General features: G+C 41.1%; 17 protein-coding genes. 12 read left to right on the forward strand and 5 right to left on the reverse strand.

What is annotated here, in order from left to right; translation table 11 throughout:
• Positions 1-460: 460 nt before the first annotated feature.
• The 6 genes from trpB (at position 461) to accD (ending at position 6,450) form a co-directional block, all read left to right on the forward strand.
• The gene (trpB, locus tag J3U68_RS01805; RefSeq protein WP_267373965.1) at positions 461-1,663 is read left to right on the forward strand and encodes a tryptophan synthase subunit beta; all 1,203 of its coding nucleotides are present in this window, start codon (positions 461-463) and stop codon (positions 1,661-1,663) included.
• A 54-nt stretch (positions 1,664-1,717) separates the two neighbouring features.
• On the forward strand, positions 1,718-2,914 hold the full coding sequence (locus J3U68_RS01810) for an MFS transporter (RefSeq protein WP_267373967.1): 1,197 nt from the start codon (positions 1,718-1,720) through the stop codon (positions 2,912-2,914).
• A 73-nt stretch (positions 2,915-2,987) separates the two neighbouring features.
• Complete coding sequence (locus tag J3U68_RS01815; RefSeq protein ID WP_267373969.1) at positions 2,988-3,263, forward strand: ACT domain-containing protein; 276 nt, start codon at positions 2,988-2,990, stop codon at positions 3,261-3,263.
• Between the two features lie 9 nt (positions 3,264-3,272).
• Positions 3,273-4,634, forward strand: a complete 1,362-nt coding sequence (locus tag J3U68_RS01820; RefSeq protein WP_267373971.1) for a PFL family protein — start codon at positions 3,273-3,275, stop codon at positions 4,632-4,634.
• An 85-nt stretch (positions 4,635-4,719) separates the two neighbouring features.
• On the forward strand, positions 4,720-5,505 hold the full coding sequence (gene trpA / locus J3U68_RS01825) for a tryptophan synthase subunit alpha (RefSeq protein ID WP_267373972.1): 786 nt from the start codon (positions 4,720-4,722) through the stop codon (positions 5,503-5,505).
• Positions 5,506-5,577: 72 nt separating this feature from the next.
• On the forward strand, positions 5,578-6,450 hold the full coding sequence (gene accD, locus J3U68_RS01830) for an acetyl-CoA carboxylase, carboxyltransferase subunit beta (protein WP_267373974.1): 873 nt from the start codon (positions 5,578-5,580) through the stop codon (positions 6,448-6,450).
• Between the two features lie 383 nt (positions 6,451-6,833).
• Here the strand turns inward: accD and J3U68_RS01835 are convergent, their stop codons facing one another.
• Positions 6,834-7,184, reverse strand: coding sequence for a DUF488 domain-containing protein (locus tag J3U68_RS01835; protein ID WP_267373976.1), 351 nt, complete (start codon positions 7,182-7,184; stop codon positions 6,834-6,836).
• 295 nt (positions 7,185-7,479) lie between these two features.
• Positions 7,480-8,340: a DsbC family protein gene (locus J3U68_RS01840; RefSeq protein ID WP_267373978.1), complete on the reverse strand. Its 861-nt coding sequence runs from the start codon at positions 8,338-8,340 to the stop codon at positions 7,480-7,482.
• 389 nt (positions 8,341-8,729) lie between these two features.
• On the opposite strand from J3U68_RS01840, the gene J3U68_RS01845 reads away from it, so the two are divergent.
• From J3U68_RS01845 to J3U68_RS01865, 5 genes are all read left to right on the forward strand, one after another.
• Positions 8,730-9,524, forward strand: a complete 795-nt coding sequence (locus tag J3U68_RS01845; RefSeq protein WP_267373980.1) for a 3'-5' exonuclease — start codon at positions 8,730-8,732, stop codon at positions 9,522-9,524.
• A gap of 21 nt (positions 9,525-9,545) precedes the next feature.
• Entirely contained in the window at positions 9,546-10,448 is a 903-nt protein-coding gene (locus J3U68_RS01850) for a prephenate dehydrogenase (protein WP_267373983.1), read from the forward strand.
• A 588-nt stretch (positions 10,449-11,036) separates the two neighbouring features.
• Positions 11,037-11,432, forward strand: coding sequence for an ACT domain-containing protein (locus tag J3U68_RS01855; protein ID WP_267373985.1), 396 nt, complete (start codon positions 11,037-11,039; stop codon positions 11,430-11,432).
• Positions 11,433-11,739: 307 nt separating this feature from the next.
• Positions 11,740-12,060, forward strand: a complete 321-nt coding sequence (locus tag J3U68_RS01860) for a hypothetical protein (RefSeq protein ID WP_267373987.1) — start codon at positions 11,740-11,742, stop codon at positions 12,058-12,060.
• Between the two features lie 313 nt (positions 12,061-12,373).
• Positions 12,374-13,063, forward strand: a complete 690-nt coding sequence (locus tag J3U68_RS01865; RefSeq protein ID WP_267373989.1) for a DUF2461 domain-containing protein — start codon at positions 12,374-12,376, stop codon at positions 13,061-13,063.
• An 861-nt stretch (positions 13,064-13,924) separates the two neighbouring features.
• Here the strand turns inward: J3U68_RS01865 and J3U68_RS01870 are convergent.
• Complete coding sequence (locus J3U68_RS01870) at positions 13,925-14,437, reverse strand: phenolic acid decarboxylase (RefSeq protein ID WP_267373991.1); 513 nt, start codon at positions 14,435-14,437, stop codon at positions 13,925-13,927.
• A 106-nt stretch (positions 14,438-14,543) separates the two neighbouring features.
• On the opposite strand from J3U68_RS01870, the gene J3U68_RS01875 reads away from it, so the two are divergent.
• The gene (locus tag J3U68_RS01875; protein ID WP_267373993.1) at positions 14,544-15,413 is read left to right on the forward strand and encodes a LysR family transcriptional regulator; all 870 of its coding nucleotides are present in this window, start codon (positions 14,544-14,546) and stop codon (positions 15,411-15,413) included.
• Positions 15,414-16,164: 751 nt separating this feature from the next.
• On the opposite strand, the gene J3U68_RS01880 is transcribed toward J3U68_RS01875, so the two are convergent.
• A complete protein-coding gene (locus J3U68_RS01880; RefSeq protein ID WP_267373996.1) occupies positions 16,165-16,908 on the reverse strand; it encodes a MipA/OmpV family protein in 744 nt (247 codons plus the stop codon).
• 197 nt (positions 16,909-17,105) lie between these two features.
• Positions 17,106-17,570 (reverse strand): Lrp/AsnC ligand binding domain-containing protein, encoded by a 465-nt coding sequence (locus J3U68_RS01885; RefSeq protein WP_267373998.1) that lies wholly within the window; start codon positions 17,568-17,570, stop codon positions 17,106-17,108.
• Positions 17,571-17,654 lie beyond the last annotated feature (84 nt).

The following is a 17,654-nucleotide window of genomic DNA, read 5'->3' on the forward strand; positions in this document are numbered from 1 at the left end:
TGTTTTAAATAAACAAATCTTATCTTAATTAAACTAATGCAAGTTCATATTATTTAGTTAAGGTAAACATTTAATGCTTATAAAGGTTGAAAAAAATTTTTAGGATGATTGGGGTGATTAGGCAACAGACTGTTTCCGCCAAATTTTCAGCGCTATTGTGTCAGTAAATGGTTGATAAAGGGTTATTTTATTGTTTATAAGAGGGTGGATGGATTTTATGTCACATGATGTAGATTAATTATGCTGATACGTACAGTTCAATTTGTAGGGGGTAGGTTGGTTTATATATCCCTAAATAAAACCATGCGGTTTTACTGTGGCCAACCTTATTGTGATGTTAAGAAGACTGTGGTAAGAAGGATGTCACAGGTTGGTGAGAACGGGATAATGAATTTAAAAAGTGTTAATATGCCCCGATGGTTTAATTTTGTGTGTGCATGGTCGTTCAATGGAAAGAAATATGGAAAATTATCACTATCCTGATGATCAGGGATTTTTTGGTCAGCATGGTGGGTTGTTTGTATCTGAAACTTTAATGGCGGCTTTAGCTGAATTAAAAAAAGTGTACTATGAAGCTAAAGCCGATCCGGCATTTTGGGCGCAATTTCAGTATGATTTGAAACATTATGTGGGTCGCCCCAGCCCGGTTTATCATGCTAAACGTTTGTCTGATCATTTGGGTGGTGCGCAGATTTATCTTAAACGTGAAGATCTGAATCATACTGGAGCACATAAGGTTAATAATACTATCGGGCAAGCATTGCTGGCACAGCGGATGGGCAAAAAACGCGTTATTGCCGAAACAGGAGCCGGACAGCATGGGGTGGCTTCTGCGACTGTGGCCGCCAGATTTGGGATGGCGTGTACCGTATTTATGGGAACGGAAGACATCAAACGTCAAGCGCCAAATGTCTACCGGATGAAATTGCTTGGCGCGGAAGTTGTCGGGGTTGAATCAGGTTCTAAAACGTTAAAAGATGCCATGAATGAAGCGCTACGCGAGTGGGTAGCTCGGGTGGATGATACTTATTATATTATCGGAACGGTAGCCGGTCCGATGCCCTATCCTGAAATGGTACGCGATTTTCAATGCGTTATCGGTGAAGAGGCACGGATGCAGATGCAAGAAGCAATCGGTCGCCAACCTGACGTGGCTGTGGCCTGTGTTGGGGGCGGATCGAATGCGATCGGTTTATTCCATCCTTATATTGATGTTCCGGAAACCCGTTTGGTGGGTGTGGAAGCTGGCGGGTTAGGATTAAATGGTCAGCAGCATGCAGCACCGATTAGCTCTGGTAGTCAACTTGGTGTGTTGCATGGCTTTCGGGGTTATCTAATGCAGGATGATCATGGACAGGTTTTGGCAACTCATTCAGTTTCTGCTGGGCTGGATTATCCCGGTGTCGGGCCGGAGCATGGTTTGCTACATGATCTGGGGCGCGTTCAATATGAAGCTATTGGAGATGAAGCTGCCTTGGAAGCCTTTCATTTGCTCTGTCTTCAGGAAGGTATTATTCCAGCTTTGGAATCCAGTCATGCTGTAGCTTGGGCTGTAGCCAATGCACCAAAAATGGCTAAGAATGAGACTATTTTGGTTAATTTATCTGGGCGCGGTGACAAAGATATCAATACTGTGGCCAGATTAGATGGTGTCTCCTTGTAAAAATCACCTAATGCTATTATTAATAGATGGTGTTTATTTGGTGATTTTAGCTTTATGAATGATCATGCAGGATTGTCTCCAGTACAGACTTTTTTGATGGCTCTAGCCATTGGTCTGGCTGTGGCAAGCAATTATTTTATTTTTCCACTTATTGAGGTGACCGCCAGTCAATTTGGTTTAAATGTGGTGCACAGTGGGATGTTCATCACGCTGACACAGCTTGCTTATGCTTTAGGGTTAATCTTTTTGGTTCCCCTTGGTGATGTGTTAGATAACAAAAAACTGATTGTTTCTTTGTACGCTGTGGTGGCTTTAAGTGCCTTGTTGATTGCTTTGGCGCAGAGTCTTTGGCTTTTCGTTAGCGGACTTTTGCTTGTCGGTACATTTTGCACCGTGGCGCAAATTTTGATGCCTTTGGCCGCCAGTCTGACGACGCCTGAGGCTCGTGGACGAGTTATCGGTACGTTGATGAGTGGTCTGTTGCTGGGTATTTTACTGTCGCGGACTTTTTCTGGTTTGGTAGCACAGTGTTTTGGCTGGCGCATGGTTTATGTGTTGGGTGCGGTGATGTTGCTGGCAATGACGGTGGTGTTGCAATGTAAACTTCCTAAAGTGCAACATGTTGCCAGTACGCTTAATTATCGGCAAACGTTGGTTTCAGTGTGGCAATTGTTATGGCATACACCACTATTGCGACAACGTGCTGTTTTGGGCGCGTTGGATTTCGGTTTGTTTTCAATATTGTGGACCCCACTGACTTTATTGCTCAGCCATGAACCCTATCATTTTAGTTTGAGCACGATTGGCTTGTTTGGTTTGTTTGGTGCTCTGGGCGTATTTGGCTCAAATGTAGGTGGGTGGGCAGCAGATAAGGGATACAGTTATATTATGACGTTAATATGCGGACTAATGTTTTTGTGTAGCTGGGGGTTGTTGTATATCGGTGGCATGCATCTGTGGGCTTTGATAGCCGGTGTGGTTCTTTTGGATTTTGCCATTCAAGCATTACATATTACTAATCAGACGCTGATCTATCGGTCTGATCCAGCTTTGAAGGGCAGAATTGCTTCCGGATACATGAGCATGTACTTTATCGGAGGGGTATTAGGTTCATCAACTTCTGCAATGGCTTATGCCTATTTTGGCTGGACAGGCGTGTCTGTGCTGGGATTGGCTGTTGCTGGCTTTATTTTACTACTTGCTTTGATATTTAAAAGTAGTCAAATGAGTTTAGTCAACAATAGCGTTTAAAAGCGGCCAAATGGAATACGAATATCCATAATTATGTTATGGTAATGATAAATAATTAAAAACAGGATAAATTATGTCTAGTCGCGCGGTGATGACGGTTATTGGAAAAGATCGGATTGGTATAGTTGCTGAAGTGGCCACGATGTTGGCTGAACACAAGGTGAGTATTGTCAATATCAGTCAGCAGTTAATGGATGATTATTTTACGATGATTATTTTGCTGAACGCCGAATTATGTACTTTACCACGAATGCAATTTTGTGAATTTCTGTCCGTTGAGGGCGAAAAAAGGGGACTGCATATTCGCGTGCAGGATGAAGAATTGTTTAATGCCATGCACCGGATTTAGGAGTGATCAATGTCGTTTTCTATTCAGAACAACGAGATTTTAGAAACTGTTCGAATGGTTTCTGACCAGCATTTTGATGTGCGAACCATTACAATTGGTATTGATTTACATGATTGTATTGATACGGATATTGACCGTTTGAACGACAAAATCTATGCCAAAATCACTCGTGTTGGTAAGGATCTGGTGCGCACTGCTACGGAATTATCAACCAAGTTTGGCGTGCCAATTGTCAATCAGCGGATAGCTGTCACGCCAATTGCGCAGATTGGTGCTGCAACCGGAGCTGATTCCTACGTATCAATAGCACAGACGCTAGACAGGGCGGCCAAAGCGATAGGTATTTCGTTCATTGGTGGTTTTTCTGCTTTGGTGCATAAAGGTATGAGTCCGGCCGATGAAGTGTTGATCCGGTCTATTCCTGAGGCTCTGGCTTGTACTGATGTGGTGTGCAGTTCGGTGAATATTGGCTCCACTCGAGCTGGTATTAATATGGATGCGGTCAAATTGATGGGCGAAACCATTAAGCGTACAGCAGACATCACACCGGAAGGTTTTGGTTGTGCCAAACTGGTGGTATTCTGTAATGCGGTTGAAGATAACCCTTTTATGGCAGGCGCATTCCATGGTGCAGGTGAATCTGACTGTGTGATCAATGTTGGTGTATCTGGTCCGGGTGTCGTGTGTGCTGCCTTGCAAAATACTTCAGGACTCAATCTGACTGAAGTAGCCGAACTGGTGAAAAAAACAGCATTCAAAATCACCCGCGTTGGCGAATTGATTGGTCATGAAGCCAGTAAAAAGTTAGGTATACCATTTGGTATTCTGGATCTTTCTTTGGCACCTACGCCAGCTGTTGGGGATAGCGTGGCTCGGATTCTTGAAGCAATGGGGTTAAGTGTTTGTGGTACGCATGGTACGACTGCTGCTTTGGCCTTGCTCAATGACGCTGTCAAAAAAGGCGGTATGATGGCCTCAAGTGCTGTTGGTGGATTGAGTGGGGCATTTATTCCTGTATCTGAAGATGAAGGAATGATTGCTGCGGTAGAAGCTGGTGTCTTGACTTTAGATAAATTAGAGGCGATGACAGCGGTTTGTTCAGTTGGCTTGGATATGATTGCTGTTCCGGGTGACACGCCGGCCAGTACGCTGTCTGGTATCATTGCTGATGAAGCGGCTATCGGTCTGATTAACAGTAAGACCACAGCGGTACGGATTATTCCGGTAACAGGCAAGGATGTGGGTGAATATGTTGAGTTTGGCGGTTTACTTGGCCATGCACCGATTATGCCAGTTAAGGATGGATCTTGTGAGGTATTTATCAACCGCGGTGGGCGAGTCCCTGCGCCGGTGCAATCGATGAAAAATTGATTCTAAATAAGCTATATTGCAGGGTTGCTTGTGTCAGGCAATAAAGACACTGATCAATGTGGCTCGGGAATAAATCGAGAAAAATATGAGTAGAATTCAACAAACTTTCCAACAGCTTAATGGTCAAACAGCACTGGTTTCTTATGTCACCTGTGGCGATCCGGATTTGTCAACCACAGCCAAGCTGCTGGAGGTTCTGGTAGAACAGGGCACAGATATCATTGAATTAGGCGTACCATTTTCTGATCCGATGGCTGATGGTCCGGTTATTCAGGCCGCTAGTGAGCGAGCGTTACGAAATAACGTTTCTTTGACTGATGTTTTGCAGGTGGTGTCTTTGTTTCGCCAGCACAATCAACATACTCCTATTGTACTGATGGGTTATTTAAATCCTGTATATCATATGGGATATGAACAATTTGTGCAGGCGGCAGCAAACGCTGGTGTGGATGGTTTGCTGACAGTTGATTGTCCAGCAGAATCGATTGATGACTTACACGCCAATATGCAAGCACATGGTTTAGATTGTATCTTTCTGATCGCGCCGACAACAAGCGATGAACGGATAAAATTGATTGCCAGTAAGGCCAGTGGCTTTGTTTATTATGTGTCGCTCAAAGGAGTCACTGGGTCTTCACAGTTGGATGTAGACGAAGTTTCGCGTAGAATTGAACATTTACGTCAATTTATTCAGATTCCTATTGGTGTTGGTTTTGGTATTAAAGATGCTGAATCAGCTAGAAAAATCGGAGCTGTGGCGGATGCCGTGATAGTTGGAAGCCGCTTCGTCAATACCATAGATCAGAATCAAGGGCATGAAGCAGAAGCTCTTGCACCGGTAGTGGCTGAAATAAAACAGGCACTGGTTTGAAATTGCACGTGAGTTTATTTGTTAGGTATTCTGAATTGTTCGGACTGCCAGGCAATTTTCAGGAATAAGATAATGAGCTGGTTAGACAAAATTTTGCCTCCGAAGATTAATAAAGATGCTGCGACGAAATCCACCGGTATCCCTGAAGGATTGTGGCAGAAATGTCCATCTTGTGCTGCAACTTTGTATGCCACAGATTTGAAAAAAAATATGGAAGTCTGCCCGAATTGTGGCTACCACAATCCTGTATCAGCGCGAGAGCGTATTCAGATGATGCTGGACGAGGGGAAACAGTATGAAATCGGTGCAAATGTGAAACCGGTGGATATGCTGAAATTCCGTGACAGTAAAAAATACACTGATCGTCTGAGTGCCGCACGCAAGCTGACACAGGAAAATGAAGCGATGGTGGTGATGCGCGGCACCATGAATGGAACGCCAGTGGTGGTGGCTGCTTTTGAGTTTCGATTTATTGGTGGCTCCATGGGTGCTGCTGTGGGGGAAAAATTTGTTCGTGGTGTGCGCGAAGCGGTAAAACATGATTGTGCCTTTATCTGTGTGGCTGCATCTGGTGGCGCCCGTATGCAAGAAGGTTTAAATTCACTGATGCAAATGGCAAAAACCTGTGCGTCTTTACATTTGCTGAGTGATAAATCGTTGCCTTTTATCTCTGTTCTGACTGATCCAACTATGGGTGGTGTATCAGCCAGTTTTGCTTTTCTTGGCGATGTGGTGCTGGCTGAACCGAATGCTTTAATTGGTTTTGCTGGTCCTCGGGTTATTGAACAGACTGTACGTGAAACTTTACCAGAAGGTTTTCAACGAGCTGAGTTTTTACTGGAAAAAGGTGCTATTGATCAGATTGTCGATCGGCGCGAACTAAAAGATCGTGTTGTTAGGTTGATCAATTTGTTGCGTTCAGAAGTGCAAACAGATGCCGCCTAATCCACCACAAAATTAAAAAAACAGCCTGAGTTTACTCTGGCTGTTTTTTATTTTTAGCAAGAATCCTCGAAGTTTAAGATTCAGGCGGTGTGATGTATTGGTGACGGGAGTAATTAGGGCTTATTGGATCTATTCATTAAAAATTTAAAATGTGCCAGATGTTCTGTAGTGGTTCGTTGCTAACATGGTTGCATAATTTTTGTGATTCTAAAATTAATATTGTTATGAGAAATCAATATCTGTCGTGATAGGTTTTTTATCCAATCTGATGTTGTTTAATCGGAAAAAACAGCCATGCTTGAGCATCATGCTGGGAGAGTATTACTCAGACAATGTATTAATTCATTGATCCCCGAGTTGGTACAGATGAAGGTGTCCAAATATCAATGTTGAAGTAGTTCATTCACTAAAACGGGCAAGTGACTGAGTGCAATATTTTTGCTGGCAGTGAGTAACAGCAAATTTGGGTGGTGTTGATGTAGTTGACGGATGGTTTCCAATAGCTGCATTTGCTCCGGTTGCTGCAGTTCTTGTTTATATCGCTGACAAAATTCTTCAAAGTGTTTTGCTCTATCCTGATGGAACCACTGTCGTAGTGGTGTGGATGGTGAGATGTTTTTGAACCATTGTACTGAGTGTAGTTTCTCTTTACTGATCCCACGTGGCCATAATCGGTCTACCAGAATGGCTGGTTGTTGAGCATGATAATCGTAGACTCTTTGAACTTCATACATAGATTGTTATTCAGGAATGTGTAAGTCGATAGTCAGTATAAATGGTTATTCCTCTAAGTGGTACATTTTGGGGTTGGCGGTTAGTTAAATCGTTTAGGCTCATCGGTAGAGAGTGAGAACTGATCTAAGAAGGCCATTTTATAACCACCAAGCAAGAAAATAAATTTGAGCAAACAAGACATAGTTTGTCTGAGTTTTAATTTGTGGATGCAGGCTTCGCTATCACGGGCAGCCATGACGGAGGAAAAAATAAAGTGCTTAAAAAAGCAGCCTTTAAGGCTGCTTTTTTGTAAAATTATTTCTGGTTTTTATCCAGTTCTATATCTAGTGCTTCTTTAGGAAGAACTCCAGGAACAGTTTTTCCATTTGGGAAAACCAAAGTTGGGGTGCCATCAAAGCCCAGTGAATTACCTAACGCAATAACGTCAGTAATGGGGTTAGGACATTCTTTTACAGTTGGCGGCATTTTGCCTTTACGCATCCAATTATCCCATGCCTCTGCTGGTTTTGGCTGACACCAAATTTGCACGGCTTTTTTCTGAGCTTCTGGATGTAGAGATAAAATAGGCATGATGAAGGTGTAAATAGTGACATTATCCAGTTTCGCCAGTTCTTCTTCCAGTTTTTTGCAATATGGGCAGTCTGGATCAGAGAATACGGTTAGAACCCGCTCGCCTTTACCACGCACTACTTTAATGGCCTTATCTAAAGGCAGTTTGCTGAAATCGATGGTGGATAGCTCATCCATACGTTTCTCAGTTAGACTCACTTTATTTTCAATATCAACCAGATTACCTATAAGCATGTATTGACCATTTTCATCGGTATAGATGATTTTGTTCCCAATAGCAGCTTCATAAAGACCTTTGATAGGGGTATGGCTGACTTTAGTGATGTTAATATCATTTTGATTAAATGCCTTACGCATTCTTTCACCCAAATTTTGAGTGATTTTTTTACTGATTTCTGCGTCTACCGGTTGGTTCACTAGGTTGTTTTCAGGTTGTTTGCTAACAGCAGAAGCGGCAGAAGCGGCTGTTGTTGTTGAGGCCACAGAGGCGGAGCCATTATTTTTTTCGTTAGTATTATTACAGGCAGTCAGGCTCAAAAGCAGCATTAACGAAGCGAGACAATGATGTAAATATGATTTTTTCATTTTAGAAGACTTTTTATGGTTAATAATAGAATAATTTTGTTTATACCACGCTATTATGCCTTAAGATTTTGCAATCAGGGAAGTATTAATAGCGAAAAAAATCACATTTTTGACTCAATTTTGTGGATCAGTTGCGCTTAAAAATAAATCTGGTTTTGGATATTTATGTGGCCTATTGTTTATACCATCATCATGATTCAAGCTGGGCTAAAAGGTAAAATTAAATGTAGATGTTTTAGCGAATAAGCTCAGATGATTTACGGCAAGGGTTTATTGTCATTTTTTGCCACATAGATGTGAATATCTGAAGGTAAACTATTTAATATGGTTGGCGCATTCTGTGCTTCATGCCACAATAGTTGCTATAGTTTTTCTGGTGAAAAGATACCATGGTTCCGATTTTGGCATTTGATATTGAAACTGTACCAGATGTGGCCGGTATACGTGTCCTAAATCATCTACCTGATGAAGTCAGTGACTGGGAAGTTGTGGAATTTGCTCAGCAACAACGGCGTGCAAAAACAGGTGGCAGTGACTTTATGCAATTACATTTGCAACAAGTGGTGGCGATCTCATGTTGTATGCGCTGGGGTAGTGAAAAGATTCATGTCGCCAGTATTGGAGATCTTGAAGACACTGAGGAAACGCTGATAGCTAAGTTTTTTGAATTAATAGAAACGCATACTCCGCAGCTGGTCAGTTGGAACGGCGGTGGGTTTGATTTACCTGTTTTACATTATCGTGGCTTAGTTCATGGTATTAGTGCCCCCCGTTATTGGGATATGGGTGAGGGTGACTTTGGTGATAGCCGGGATTTTAAATGGAATAACTATATCAGTCGTTATCATAGCCGTCATTGCGATTTAATGGATTTGCTGGCTTTGTATCAGCCCCGTGCCAATGTGCCATTGGATGACATGGCTAAATTATGTGGCTTTCCCGGTAAACTAGGCATGGATGGGAGTAAAGTTTGGGCTGCTTATCATGATGGCGAGTTAGCAGAAATCCGTCATTATTGTGAAACTGATGCCACCAATACTTTTCTGATGTATTTACGCTTTAATCTGATGCGTGGTTTTCTTGATGCTGATGAGTATGAACAGGAAATCAGACGTCTAAAAACTTATTTGCAAAATCAAAATGCGGCGCATTGGCAAGCGTTTTTGTCGGCATGGGGACGATGATATGAATGGTTTTAGTTGCTGATGATGGATAAAGAAAACAACTTGGTTAACCAGCAAACTGCGTTCAATTTGCGTCGATTACTTTTGGTTGGTGTGGGTTTGATTGGCGGTTCACTGGCGTTAGATTTAAAACGCGCCGGAAAAGTTGCCGAGGTGGTCGGTATCGATGTGGATGCTGAAAATTTAACCCGAGCGATTGAAAGACGGGTGATTGACAGAGGCGCTATTGAGATCAACGCTGATAGTGTTGGTGATGCCGATATGGTTATCATCGCTACACCTGTCAATACTTTACCGCATATCTGTAGTCAGCTTGCACCTTATGTGAATGAAAAGACGATCATCAGTGATGTAGGCAGTACTAAACAGTTGGCATTACAGGCATTTGCCCAGCAATTGCCACAGTTTTATAGTCGATGTGTCGCCGCACATCCGATTGCAGGTTCTGATCGCCATGGGGCACTGTCGGCGCAGTTTGGTTTATTTGCGCACAAAAAATGCATTATTTGTGAACACGAACAACAGGATGCAGATGCGTTAAATCAAGTCGTGCAAATGTGGCAGACGGTGCAAGCGACAGTCTACTGCTTAGATGCTGTCAGACATGATGAGATTTTTGCTGCAGTGAGTCATTTACCACATATGTTGGCTTATGCCTATGTGCATCAGCTCGCCACGTGTGCTGATGCCAAAGAATTGCTGAGTTTTGCCGGAAGTGGTTTCCGCGATTTTTCGCGCATTGCAGCCAGCTACCCACAAATCTGGACAGATATTTGTCTGGCTAATCGTGCGGATCTGATCAAGTTACTGTCTCAGCAGCAAAATGAACTGGCCATTTTGCAAGGTTATTTGCAAGAAGGTGATGCTGTAGCCTTAAACGAATTTTTTGAAACCGCGCATAGATTGCGGGTTAATTGGTCATAATCATCGCTCATTCGGCTAAAACGTTGTGTAAATGATATAGTTACTGTATATAGTAGCTAAATACTTTTTAAATATGGTTTTTTTATTCAATTGTCATCAAAAAAATGATGAAAATTAGGCGAATTTACCCGCTATTTGGAAAAAATAACTTAATTTTGTAGAAATAATACAAATTAATACTTGCCATGCTTAGTCAATTCGGGCATAATTCGCTTCGTTAAATCAGCTACAGGCTGGTTTAACAGTTTCTCCTCTATTTCTCCTTTGTAGACTTGGCGCACACTTAACCGTGTGCGCATTTTTTTAGTTTTTTCTTTTTATGCTTTTGGCATTTTGGTAGGTTTTCTTTGAGTCCATCAGCTTGGTCAATTTTAGAATCATGCTAGGTTGCACATCGTTGAATATGAAAGCCAGTGAAGCTATTTGTGGATAATGTAGCTCGGTTAGCTATCTGGTTCAAGATCAACTCTGCAACAAAAGTTAGCTCAGCAGGTATAAGTGGAATTCTTCTCGGCATAAATATTGTGATTGCTATGAATAAAGATTAATATAGTTTTTTTTGAATCTGCATTTCGCAAGGGGAAAATGATGTCTGGAGAGCGTAATCTGCAAATTTTATTGAGTTCGGCTGCACCGCAGCATAACCCAGGACGGTTTGTTTTCTGTACGGTAGCGGATGTGCATCCGACGTTATGGCAACAGGCTGTTGCAACTATCCGTGAGCAAGAGGGTGTCACGCTGGTTCTGGCTCAGGATGTGGCAGAAGCACATGGATTGAAATATGAGTATATCGCCGGCTGGATTACGTTGAAGGTGCATTCATCACTGGCTGCAGTGGGATTGACCGCTGCATTTTCGCAGGCATTGGCCAGTCAGCAAATCAGTTGTAATGTGGTTGCCGGTTATTATCATGACCATATTTTTGTGGCTGAAGACGATGTGACCCAAGCAATGGAAATTTTGCAAAGTTTAGGAAATAAGTAGGGTACAGCGGTAAGAAAGTTGTCTCAGGACAATGTTTAACAGGTAATAGCTTGAATTAAATTTGAGTTGATCTGATTGATGGATGCACGACAAGTCTGTACGGTCATTAGGGCAAAATACATTGATAATGGATTTTGCTGCAAAATCAGTTTCGCACCGTGAAATAATAAGATCCGATATCCTGGCTATAGCGTAAATTAATAAATAGGTTAGTTGGAAAACCTGAGCTTGCTTGCGCAGGAAAGGTTTTTTTATCTAAGCATGATCAGTCGTTTATATGATCGATCTAAATCAAGGGCTATTTGATATGCCTCTACATTTTGCTTTAATTGCCAAAGCGGTTATTTCAATCCGATTGATTTTATTAACATTGTTTTATATTTTTATTAATAATAAAACCTCGGATGATGGTGTGTGGGCGTGGATGTTTTGGGGTATTGTCGATTTTCCTTCAACGTTATTGATCAATTCAGACCAGATCATTGATCAAACCATGAAGTTATTTAATACATCTTCCTCTAATCTGGTTTTGCTGATTCTACATGCAACCATTGGCAGTATTTATTGGGTCATTTTGGTTTCGGTTGTATTTTGGTTGTGGCGGGTATTCATTAAGAAATTAGAATAGACAGGTATTTGTTATCACTATACCAAGATGATGTGTAGCATGTTGGTGGCTAAATATTTGATATAATTAAATATAAATGTGTTTTTTCTTGCGTTTTATACTAACCATGTTATTGTTTTCGATTACCGGCTGAAAAAAGCACTGGTGATGATGGCAAACTGGTCTTGACCAAATCAAGTAGACGATTTGGCTGTGTTTATTGCATGTGTGCTTAAATCAGTCAAGGTAGAGCGACGAAAAATGGTTGTCTAATATTCTTAGACTATCTACGCCAATTTGTATGGAACAAGATCGATAGGTTAAGGGGAAAGAAATGAATCACTTTCAGGGTTTTAGCCAAGCTGGGCTCAATTTTTTACAAGATGTGTGGATTAATAATAGTAAATCTTGGTTTGAGCAGCATAGGGCAATCTATGATAATGAATTGATTAAACCATTTCGGTTGTTGGTGACCCAGCTAGCTGATGAGATGCTGAAAATAGATTCACAGTTTGAAATACGTCCGGCAATCGGTAAAACTATTTCACGAATTCATCGCGATACGCGCTTTTCAAAAGATAAATCTTTATATCGCAATCGTTTATGGTTAACTTTTAAACGCCCTAATCGCGACTGGAAAGAAGCACCAGCTTATTTTTTTGAACTTAGTTCTGATGGCTATCGTTATGGGCTGGGTTATTATTGTGCATCCAAACCGATGATGGATTTATTCCGAGAACAGATATTGAATGATTCAGGGCAATTTTTGCAGACGATACGCTGTGTGAAAAAACCTTTTGAACTTGTTGGGGAAAGTTATAAAAGACCCTTAATTAAGGAAAAAGACGCAAAAATCGCTACCTGGTATAACCGAAAAAATTTAGCTGTGATGGCGACAGAAAATAATGTCCAGGATGTGTTCAATGCAGATCTGGCCAAAAAATTGTCACGAGGTTTCAAAAGTTTGTTGCCTCTATATGATTATTTGATGTTTTTAGAAGAGTTCCGAAAAATAGGCATCTAGTCAGTTAATAGAATAGCCGATGACAAATCGAATGTACGGTGCAGGGTTTTGATTGCTAGAAAAATTGGACAACAGAATTTTAGGCATTTGTTTGTTTTCAACCGCATGCGGTTAAGCACTTTTTAAGCTTAGTCTGGAAAAATTCAGCTATTGTTTTTATTGGATAAATGTGTCGAAAAGGTTTTTCATCCAAAATTTCAGATGGTAAGTTTTTACTATTCCATCAGTTTTTTTCTGAGATTTTTTTATAGCCCTTATTTTACCTTGAATACATCACACCGAGCGGTCTTATTTGTGCCCATCTTTTTCTCTTCAGTGTTGATATAGGTGTTGCATTCTACATCATCTTCTATTGTTACGGTTCCCTTACCGCCGTCTATAAAAAGGATCGATTTTTAACTCAAGTCCCGTCCCGTTTCAGTAAATTTTTTATTGCTGGATGATACAAAGATTATGGGGTTTTGGTTAAATGATCTTATCAATTGTTCTTAGCATTATATTTTAATAACCCATTGATTAGGAGTAAGCTAGGTTGATCTTGATCACTTCGCCATATACATTCTGTTCTTTCGATATTGGATTATTTGGTGTCACTCTAGTTTGTCTATAAGATGGTTTGATCTGCATGGAAAGGCTTGAAATTGTGCTAGTCCCATCTGTTTTGGCGCAAGCACAATTGAATAAATACGTTTTACTCATGCCACCAGCAAGATAGTCCGAATCTAGGCGCTATGGAAAGAACAGACGCTGCTGAAGGCTAGGATTAATTGTCAAAAGTGTTCAGTTGGAAAAATGGCTGATATTTGTATGACAGGACAAAAAAACAGAGTTGAACGCTCGATGTTCAACTCTGTTCGCTGTTTAGTTTGCTGACAGGTTTTGTGGAAAGTCGGCGGGCAGTTCGCTGGCTGGACAATTGATAATGTCTTCTCGGTTTTCACCACAATCACGAATAAAGGTGATGGTTGCAAATTCGTCGATGACTTCAGTTGGATAAGCTGGTCCGGCATCGCGATACGCTTGCATTTGCGCAATATGGTCGTTTTGAAAGCAAACGGTTTTTTCTGGATTGTTGATGACCCAACGCGGGAAGAATATGGTGCCATGGAAGATTTTATCTTCAAGGTTGATGATCAGGCTGACATCGGTGCCAGTTGGCTCAGTCCAGGATATTTTAAATACTGCTTTGGCTACCTGCACGATATACACCTGTTGATCTTTAACCCAACGATTTCCCACGATACCGCTGTGAATGCGATAGTCCATGGTGGTGCTGTTTTTCACGTATATTTCGTAGTTCCAGCCATTGTCATAAGTGTAAACTAAATGTTTACCTACAAGCTCACTAAGATTATGTTTATCGAAATTTTGCATGCTGGTGTTCCTTAATTAAATAACCATTGAAGTTTAATCATTTATTTCTTGAATTAAAAACGTTATTTTTAGGCTAAAATGATCGAAAATTTCGATAGGTTTGGCAATGAAAACGACTTTGGAACAATGGTTACTACTTCAGGCCGTGGTTGAATATGGTAGTTTTGCCCGCGCCGCAGCGGTTTTTCATCGCAGTCAATCTTCTGTAAGTTACCAGATGACGTTGATGCAGGAACGTTTGGGTGTTTCTTTGCTGAAGGTTGTCGGGCGAAAAGCGGAATTAACACCGGTAGGGCAACAATTGCTGGCGCAGGCTTTGCCTTTATTACGTGGTTTCCAAGCTCTGGAAAATCGTGCTGTGGCTTTGCGTGGGGGCGAACGAGCTCGGCTGGATCTGGTGGTTGATAGTATTTTTCCTAAACTTCGGCTGTTTACGGTTTTGCGTCAATTTCAACAGATTTATCCTTCTACGCAAATTCATTTAACTGAGGTTTTGCGCAGTGAACGCTGTGCCGATTTACAGCAGCGTCAAGCTGATGTTTATATTATTACTCCTACTGACGAAAGGGGAGTGACGGGGAAGTTGTTGTTAAACGTGAATTTTGTAGCGGTAGTTCATCATGATCATCCGTTATTAAAATTGCCTGCTCCGTTATGTTCAAGCGATTTGGCGCGTTATCCGCTGATTGAAATAGTAAGTCGTGATCAACAGCAACTAACTGATCGGCAAGTTGCGACGGCAGAAAATTGGACGTTTACTACGATTGAAGCGGCGATCGAAGCGGTCATTAATGGGGTTGGTTATGGTTGGTTGCCGGAAGAACGCATTCAGGCGCAGTTAATCAGTGGTGAGTTACGGTTGTTGCCATTATTACAGGGTGTGCAGCGTGCTACACCGATTTATTTATATGTCAATGAGGCTGTTGGAGAGTTGGATGAACAAACGACTCTGTTGGTTAATTTATTGCAGGAATAAGCATGCCATGGGTGAATTGACGGTTGGGATATTTGCGCAATGACCATGTTGTCATTATGAATTGATAAATTGTTGGGTTTTGCGGTTTACTGTCTATTAGCTTGATTATTCTACTCGGGTAATGAATAGGGAGTTGCGGGTGTAAATGATAATTTTAAATTGTGCTGTTTTAGTGTGGTTGGCATAGTTTGAATAATTTTTGAAGATTAATCGTAGTATGGCGTATCATTTATTTTTATGTTAGCCAATAAAGTCAGAAATTTTGGTAAAACTCTAAATTGGTGCTTCATTGCTGTGGCATAGGAATATTCAAGTGTTTCATTAGCATTGAAATTTCTTTAAAAACAAAATTTGGTCAATTTTATTTACCAGCAGTAGATGGGGCAACTTTTTATGCTAGAGGACAGGAGTGAGATCAATTTGGTTGGTTTTGTATCAATTCTTACTCTGACTTAGCGATCAAACGAATTCATAAGATAGTTAAAATGCTCAAGAAGTCTTTTCCGCTTAGAGCTATGAAGGTGAAGATTAAAAATAGCAAATAATAAGCTTTAAACTGGGAAAAGAATTTATTTGTTTGCAAGCACAATGGCCTAATTTGAATCAATTTTTAGCGTGGTATGGTGAATTAAATTTAAAAAAAACAAGCCAACTTAATCGGTTGGCTTATTTTTTTAGCTAGAGCTTCTGTAAGCGTTCGGGTTTATTTTCGGGGATGAAAACGCATATGAACCCTGAAAGGACCCATGGTTTAGAATTGGTAGTTCATGCCTGCAAATATGCTGGGAATAACGCTGTGTTCTGTCATGGGGCTATGTTTCACATCTCCAGTCAATTTATCGACTCGAACGCCGGCGAAACCATTGATGTGTTTGGTCATTTTGTAGTTACCAGTGATCGCAACATAGGGGGTGAATGAGGATTTAGCATGATAGGCTGGTAGATCTGAGCGTTTTGCTTCCTGATGGGAAATGCCATAGTAGTAGTCGTTATGATTGCTGTTTGCCCATCCTAAGCCAATGGTTTGTAATACTGTCCATTTATCGCCACTAAAGGCAAAGTTGTAACTGGCATCCATTAATAAACTATTGCTGTTATCGAGCACATCTGCGCCCATGGATGCGGAAAAGTTGCCAATGGATGTGGTTAGGGAATAGCCTAATTCAGCGACGGCAGTAGGATGTCTTTTATCCAGTTTTTTTAGTTTGGCATTATCGCTATCTTTGGGTTTGAATTGCTGCGGCAGATAACTTAAATCTACGGTGATTTCCTGTTTATCTGTTTTATACAAGTAGGCACCGATACTGAGGTCATCAATAAAAAATCTTCCATTATCAATATCTATTTGTGGTAATGGCTCGGTTTGTCCACCGTACCCTTTATACGGTGATTTGCTCCAGCTAATACCTATGCCCAAAGAGTCAGCAAAAGCAGTAACCGTGGTAGAGCAAAGAAATAATAGCAGCATCAATTGCTGGAAATTTTTTTTGTACACAATAGATCCAAATGAATTGATATTGAATAATTAAGGTAAAAAATTCAGATGATTAGTTAATGATTTTGATCAAAGGTTGTTTGCATTAATTTATATTATATTCTCTCTTCTGGCTAGCATTCAGGTTTATTTTATGTTTATTAGCGTTTTTAAGCATGGTTTAACTTAAGGGGGTGGACTGTATTGATGTATGCATTTTATTCAAGGTGCAGGATATGTTCTTCTTTAACTTCCTCCATCACTACGTAGCTGCGGCTTTCTGCTGCTGCCGGTAGTTGCAACAGGATATTACCCAGCATATTGCGATAGGCATGCATGTTAGGGATGCGGATTTTGATCAGATAATCGTATTCTCCTGAAATCAGGTGGCACTCTAGTACCTGTGGAATGGTCAGTACTTCTCGGCGAAAATCTTCAAATATATTGCCCGATTTGGAGCGTAATTTGATTTCAACAAACACCAGTAAGTTTTGGTTGAGGGCGCGCGGATTGAGGCGTGCGTGATAGCCAGTAATGATGTGTTCACGTTCCAGCCGGCGTACCCGTTCGGTAACCGGCGTAGTGGAAAGCCCCACGGTATCAGCCAGTTCGGTCATGGTTATACGGGCATTTTTTTGCAGGATAGACAATATTTTCATGTCGATTTTGTCTATGTTATTCACGATGATTTGATCCTTTTTTACTGAGGTTCATTAAAATACTATTTTTTTTGCTCTGTTTAAAGTGAAATTCACTAGGTTTGGCTG

The organism is Snodgrassella sp. B3882 (genome assembly GCF_026535915.1).
Classification (GTDB): Bacteria; Pseudomonadota; Gammaproteobacteria; order Burkholderiales; family Neisseriaceae; genus Snodgrassella.

Bases quoted from the DNA above. Each gene is read 5' to 3' on its own strand.
- trpB (WP_267373965.1), top strand. From the start codon at position 461: ATGGAAAATTATCACTATCCTGATGATCAGGGATTTTTTGGTCAGCAT.
- J3U68_RS01810 (WP_267373967.1), top strand. From the start codon at position 1,718: ATGAATGATCATGCAGGATTGTCTCCAGTACAGACTTTTTTGATGGCT.
- J3U68_RS01815 (WP_267373969.1), top strand. From the start codon at position 2,988: ATGTCTAGTCGCGCGGTGATGACGGTTATTGGAAAAGATCGGATTGGT.
- J3U68_RS01820 (WP_267373971.1), top strand. From the start codon at position 3,273: ATGTCGTTTTCTATTCAGAACAACGAGATTTTAGAAACTGTTCGAATG.
- trpA (WP_267373972.1), top strand. From the start codon at position 4,720: ATGAGTAGAATTCAACAAACTTTCCAACAGCTTAATGGTCAAACAGCA.
- accD (WP_267373974.1), top strand. From the start codon at position 5,578: ATGAGCTGGTTAGACAAAATTTTGCCTCCGAAGATTAATAAAGATGCT.
- J3U68_RS01835 (WP_267373976.1), bottom strand. From the start codon at position 7,184: ATGTATGAAGTTCAAAGAGTCTACGATTATCATGCTCAACAACCAGCC.
- J3U68_RS01840 (WP_267373978.1), bottom strand. From the start codon at position 8,340: ATGAAAAAATCATATTTACATCATTGTCTCGCTTCGTTAATGCTGCTT.
- J3U68_RS01845 (WP_267373980.1), top strand. From the start codon at position 8,730: ATGGTTCCGATTTTGGCATTTGATATTGAAACTGTACCAGATGTGGCC.
- J3U68_RS01850 (WP_267373983.1), top strand. From the start codon at position 9,546: ATGATGGATAAAGAAAACAACTTGGTTAACCAGCAAACTGCGTTCAAT.
- J3U68_RS01855 (WP_267373985.1), top strand. From the start codon at position 11,037: ATGTCTGGAGAGCGTAATCTGCAAATTTTATTGAGTTCGGCTGCACCG.
- J3U68_RS01860 (WP_267373987.1), top strand. From the start codon at position 11,740: ATGCCTCTACATTTTGCTTTAATTGCCAAAGCGGTTATTTCAATCCGA.
- J3U68_RS01865 (WP_267373989.1), top strand. From the start codon at position 12,374: ATGAATCACTTTCAGGGTTTTAGCCAAGCTGGGCTCAATTTTTTACAA.
- J3U68_RS01870 (WP_267373991.1), bottom strand. From the start codon at position 14,437: ATGCAAAATTTCGATAAACATAATCTTAGTGAGCTTGTAGGTAAACAT.
- J3U68_RS01875 (WP_267373993.1), top strand. From the start codon at position 14,544: ATGAAAACGACTTTGGAACAATGGTTACTACTTCAGGCCGTGGTTGAA.